Raw genomic sequence first — 4,870 nt, 5'->3', positions numbered from 1 at the left:
CCTTCGCACCCCGCCAGGTGACACCCCGACAGGCCTCCGTTGCGGGTGGCGGGCGCCCCGGAGGACGCGTCACACCCCAACTCGCCCACCACAGACGGGCGATACGAACCCGGCACCCATCACTTCGCCGGGCCGGGGTATGCGAACACCGAAGCAAGCAGTGACCGAACTTCCACGGGAGGCCCCCATGCCGCTCACGTTCCGCAAGAGCTTTCGGATCCTTCCCGGGGTGCGGCTGAACATCAACCGGCACTCCTGGTCCATCACGACCGGTGGCGGCAGTCACGGGCCGAAGCACACCCACAGCAGCACGGGACGTCGTACGACATCGGTTGATTTGCCCGGACCTTTCGGATGGCGTCGGACCCGTACGGCCAAGCGTCACTGACGTTTGCTCAGGTTCGTCGGGGCCCCTCCCCCGATCGGACCACCCGGAATGCGGCATCTCATATCTGAGATAGCCTCAACCCCATGGCAGACGACTACCTCGTACGCATCGGCAAGCTCATCCGTGACGCCCGGCAGCATCGGGGCTGGACGCAGTCGCAGCTTGCCGAGGCGCTCGGCACCAGCCAGAGCGCCGTCAATCGCATCGAGCGCGGCAACCAAAACATCAGCCTTGAGATGATCGCTCGTATCGGTGAAGCACTGGACAGCGAAATCGTCTCTCTGGGCTACGCGGGCCCGATGCATCTGCGGGTGGTCGGCGGCCGTCGGCTCTCCGGCGCGATCGACGTCAAGACGAGCAAGAACGCGTGTGTGGCCCTGCTCTGCGCCTCGCTCCTCAACAAGGGGCGCACGGTGCTGCGCAGGGTCGCCCGCATCGAGGAGGTCTACCGCCTGCTGGAGGTGCTGAGCTCCATCGGCGTACGCACCCGGTGGATCAACGGTGGCGTCGACCTCGAACTCGTGCCGCCGGCCGAGCTGGACATGGGCGCCATCGACGCCGAGGCCGCCGTCCGCACCCGCTCGATCATCATGTTCCTCGGCCCGCTGCTGCACCGCATGGACAGCTTCCGGCTGCCGTACGCCGGCGGCTGCGACCTCGGCACCCGGACCATCGAACCGCACATGATCGCGCTGCGCAGGTTCGGTCTGGACGTGGCGGCGACCGAGGGCCAGTACCACGCGCGGGTCGACCGCGAGGTCCGCCCCGACCGGCCGATCGTGCTGACCGAGCGCGGCGACACCGTGACGGAGAACGCGCTGCTCGCTGCCGCCCGCCACGACGGCGTCACCGTCATCCGCAACGCCTCCTCCAACTACATGGTCCAGGACCTCTGCTTCTTCCTGGAGACCCTGGGAGTCAGGGTCGAGGGCATCGGCACCACCACCCTGACCGTGCACGGCGTGCCGCACATCGACATGGACGTCGACTACTCCCCCAGCGAGGACCCGGTCGAGGCGATGAGCCTGCTGGCCGCGGCCGTGGTGACGGAGTCGGAGCTGACGGTGCGCCGGGTGCCGATCGAGTTCCTGGAGATCGAGCTCGCGGTCCTGGAGGAGATGGGCCTCGACCACGACCGCACGCCCGAGTACTTCGCCGACAACGGCCGCACCCGCCTGGTCGACCTCACGGTCCGGCCCTCCAAGCTGGAGGCGCCGATCGACAAGATCCACCCGATGCCGTTCCCCGGCCTGAACATCGACAACGTCCCCTTCTTCGCGGCCATCGCGGCGGTCGCGCAGGGCCAGACCCTCATCCACGACTGGGTCTACGACAACCGCGCGATCTACCTCACGGACCTCAACCGCCTGGGCGGTCGCCTCCAGCTCCTCGACCCGCACCGGGTGCTGGTGGAGGGCCCGACCCGCTGGCGCGCCGCCGAGATGATGTGCCCGCCGGCCCTGCGCCCGGCCGTGGTCGTCCTGCTGGCGATGATGGCGGCCGACGGCACGTCCGTGCTGCGCAACGTCTACGTCATCAACCGGGGTTACGAGGACCTGGCCGAGCGGCTCAACTCGGTGGGGGCGCAGATCGAGATCTTCCGGGACATCTGACATACGACTGCCGCCGCGCCCCGCCTGACCCGCTGTTCAGCGGGTCAGGCGGGGCGCGTTGCAGTCAAGGGCAAGCCGGCCGGACCCGTGTGGTCGCCCGCCGTCTCACCTCGTGGACGCCGCTTCATCGCACGATCTCTCCTCGGAAGGTTCGGCCTGCACGAGGGTGCCTGACGCGCGATCAGGCGTGCGGCGCGCCACCGTCCGCCGCCAGGCGGGTGAGCCACTCGCGCAGCAGGCGCTGCTCGGCGTCGCTCAGGACATCGGCGTTGTCGGGGAGGGTGGCGCGCAGCGCGCGGGCCGCCGCGGCGGGACCGGACTCCGCGGCGGGGAGTGTCGGTTCGGCGCGGGTGACGGCCGCGACCATGGATTCGCGCAGGACGGTCAACAGCGCCGGATTGCGGCGGTCCGCGGGGGTGGAGTGCCAGGTGGTGACCGCACCCTGGCCGGTTGCCTGGATGATCTGGGCGGCCAGCTCCTCGTCGACCCGTAGCCACCCGCCGGCCGCCAGCCGACGCACCCGCCCGTGGAGGATCTCCAGGCCCGCGCGGTGTGCTGCGTCGGATCCCCGGCCGGTGGCCCGGTTCATCACGGCGAACAGCTCGGGGCGGGAGACCCCGAACTCGACCACCATGTCCCAGCCGCGGCGCAGTTCCTCCACCGGGTCCTGCGGGTCGGGGTCGAGCTGGTCGCGTTTGCTCTGGAGGAACTGGGTGTAGCCGTGCTCGGCGACGGCCTCGAGGAGTCCCTCCTTGTCGCCGAAGAGGCGGTAGATCGCCGGCGGTTGCATGCCGGCCGCGGCGGCGACCGCGCGGGTGCTCACCGCGTCCGGCCCGCCCTTTTCCAGGAGGTCGACGGCCGCTTCGACGATCCGGTCGCGAGGGCTGTCGGTGGTGTCGCGCATAGCCATGAACCGATGGTATCGAACATTTGGTTCCATCGATATTTCCAGTGTTATCGTCGTAGTGATTCCATCGGAAACAGCATCGGAGACCCCATGATCATCGTGACCGGAGCCACCGGAAAGCTCGGCCGCCGCACCGTCGAGCGCCTGCTGGAGCGCGTCCCCGCCGACCGCGTCGGCGTCAGCGTCCGCGACCCCCGCAAGGCGAAGGACCTTGCCGACCGCGGCGTCCGCGTCCGCCAGGGCAGCTTCGACGACCCCGCCTCGCTCGTGCACGCCTTCGAGGGCGCCGAGCAGCTGCTCCTCGTCTCGCTCGACCGCACGGGCGAGGAGTGCGTCAGCGGCCACCGCGCGGCCATCGACGCCGCCGTGCAGGCCGGCGTCGGCCGCATCCTCTACACCAGCCAGATGGGCGCCGCCCACGACTCCCGCTTCCAGCCGTGCCGCGACCACGCCCAGACCGAGGACCTGCTGCGCGCCACCGGCCTGCCCTGGACCTCGCTGCGCAACGGCTTCTACGCGGCCAGCGCCCTGCAGTTCCTGGAGTCCGCCCGCCACACCGGCGACATCGCCCTGCCCGCCGACGGCCCTGTCGCCTGGACCGGCCACGACGACCTTGCCGAGGCCGCCGCGGCGCTCCTCGCCGAGGAGGTCCGCTTCGAGGGGCCCACCCCGCCGCTGACCGGCTCGGCGGCGCTCGACTTCGGCGCCGTCGCCGAGATTGCGTCCCGGGTCGCCGGGCGGGCCATCACCCGCACGGTCGTCCCCGACGACGCTTTCCGTGAGCAGGTGCTGGCGCACGGCGCCCCGGCCTCGATCACCGACCTGATGCTGAGCATCTTCGCCGCGGCACGGAATGGCGAGTTCGCCGCTGTCGACTCGACGCTGGCCGAGCTGATCGGGCGGGAGCCCGCCACCTTCCGCACCCAGCTGGAGCGTGCCTGGGCCGAATAGATCCAGCGCGGCACACAGACGGACCCGGCGTGACTCGCCGTCCACAAGATCTCGTCCGCTGTCGCCCGAGGCCGCCGGCTGACGGGCTTCCTCCACACCTGGGACTACCACCGCTGCCACACCGCACTCGACGGCCAACCACCCATCAGCCGCGTCAACAATCCTGCGGGTCCATACAGCCAGACCGGCACGGGTTGCGGCCGAGGCGACGGTCCCTCATAGCGACGGCCCCTCGAACTGGAACACGTCAGTGACGGGGATCAGGTCGGGCGTGAGGGGACGGCTGGTGGTTTTCGGTGGAGGTGAGGGGGGCGCCAACGCCGCCACGGCGCCGTTGGCGCCGGCTGTACTCGGTGATGGCCTGCCACAGGTCTCGTCGGTCCATGTCGGGCCAGTAACCGGGGGTGAAGTACAGCTCGGCGTAGGCGGTGTGCCAGGGAAGGAAGTTGGAGGTGCGCTGTTCGCTGCCGGTGCGCCACAGCAGGTCCACGTCCGGCATCTCGGGGCAGGGCAGATGGCGGGCGAAGTCGTCCTCGCCGAGGAGGTGGGGGTCGACTTCACCTTCTCGGGCTGCCTGGGCGAGCGCTGCGGCGGCCCTGGTGATCTCGTCGCGGCCGCCGTAGTTGATGCACAGAGTGAGGGTCAGTCCAGAGCGGGTGCGGGTGCGGCGCTCCCGGCTCAGGAGCGTCTGGACGAGGTCCTCGGGCAGTTCGTCGGGGCGGCCGGACCAGCGCTGGCGCACGTCGAGGTCACGGATGGTCTCCTCGTCGACCTCGCGTTGGATCCCTTTCAGGATCGTTGTGATTTCCTCGGGGTCGCGTTTCCAGTTCTCGGTGGAGAACGTGTAGAGGGTCAGGTGGCGCAGGCCGATCTCCAGAGCGCCGTAGACCATCTCGCGCGCGGCGGCGGCGCCGGCCCTGTGGCCTTCACGGCGGGGCAGGCCGCGCTCCTCGGCCCAGCGGCCGTTGCCGTCCATGATGACCGCCACGTGGGAGGGCATCCGGTCTGCGG

The 4,870-nt window shown here is 70.2% G+C and carries 5 protein-coding genes; 3 read left to right on the top strand and 2 right to left on the bottom strand.

Annotation, left to right across the window (positions count from 1 at the left end; all coding sequences use genetic code 11):
• The first annotated feature begins 187 nt into the window (after positions 1–187).
• Together EHS43_RS37475 and EHS43_RS37470 are read left to right on the top strand one after the other, a co-directional pair.
• Entirely contained in the window at positions 188–388 is a 201-nt protein-coding gene (locus EHS43_RS37475) for a DUF4236 domain-containing protein (protein WP_007385362.1), read from the top strand.
• A gap of 83 nt (positions 389–471) precedes the next feature.
• Positions 472–2,001, top strand: coding sequence for a UDP-N-acetylglucosamine 1-carboxyvinyltransferase (locus tag EHS43_RS37470; RefSeq protein ID WP_125195085.1), 1,530 nt, complete (start codon positions 472–474; stop codon positions 1,999–2,001).
• 181 nt (positions 2,002–2,182) lie between these two features.
• On the opposite strand, the gene EHS43_RS37465 is transcribed toward EHS43_RS37470, so the two are convergent.
• A complete protein-coding gene (locus EHS43_RS37465) occupies positions 2,183–2,911 on the bottom strand; it encodes a TetR/AcrR family transcriptional regulator (protein ID WP_125195084.1) in 729 nt (242 codons plus the stop codon).
• A gap of 87 nt (positions 2,912–2,998) precedes the next feature.
• Here EHS43_RS37465 and EHS43_RS37460 point away from each other — a divergent pair, with 87 nt between their 5' ends.
• Positions 2,999–3,859, top strand: a complete 861-nt coding sequence (locus EHS43_RS37460; protein ID WP_125195083.1) for an SDR family oxidoreductase — start codon at positions 2,999–3,001, stop codon at positions 3,857–3,859.
• Positions 3,860–4,106: 247 nt separating this feature from the next.
• Here the strand turns inward: EHS43_RS37460 and uppS are convergent.
• Positions 4,107–4,870, bottom strand: a 764-nt coding sequence (gene uppS, locus EHS43_RS37455) for a polyprenyl diphosphate synthase (RefSeq protein WP_125195082.1), incomplete at its 5' end; no start/stop codon positions are given.

Source organism: Streptomyces sp. RP5T (assembly GCF_003933965.1).
Lineage (GTDB): Bacteria > Actinomycetota > Actinomycetes > Streptomycetales > Streptomycetaceae > Streptomyces.
This window is presented reverse-complemented; position numbering and strand designations above follow the sequence as displayed.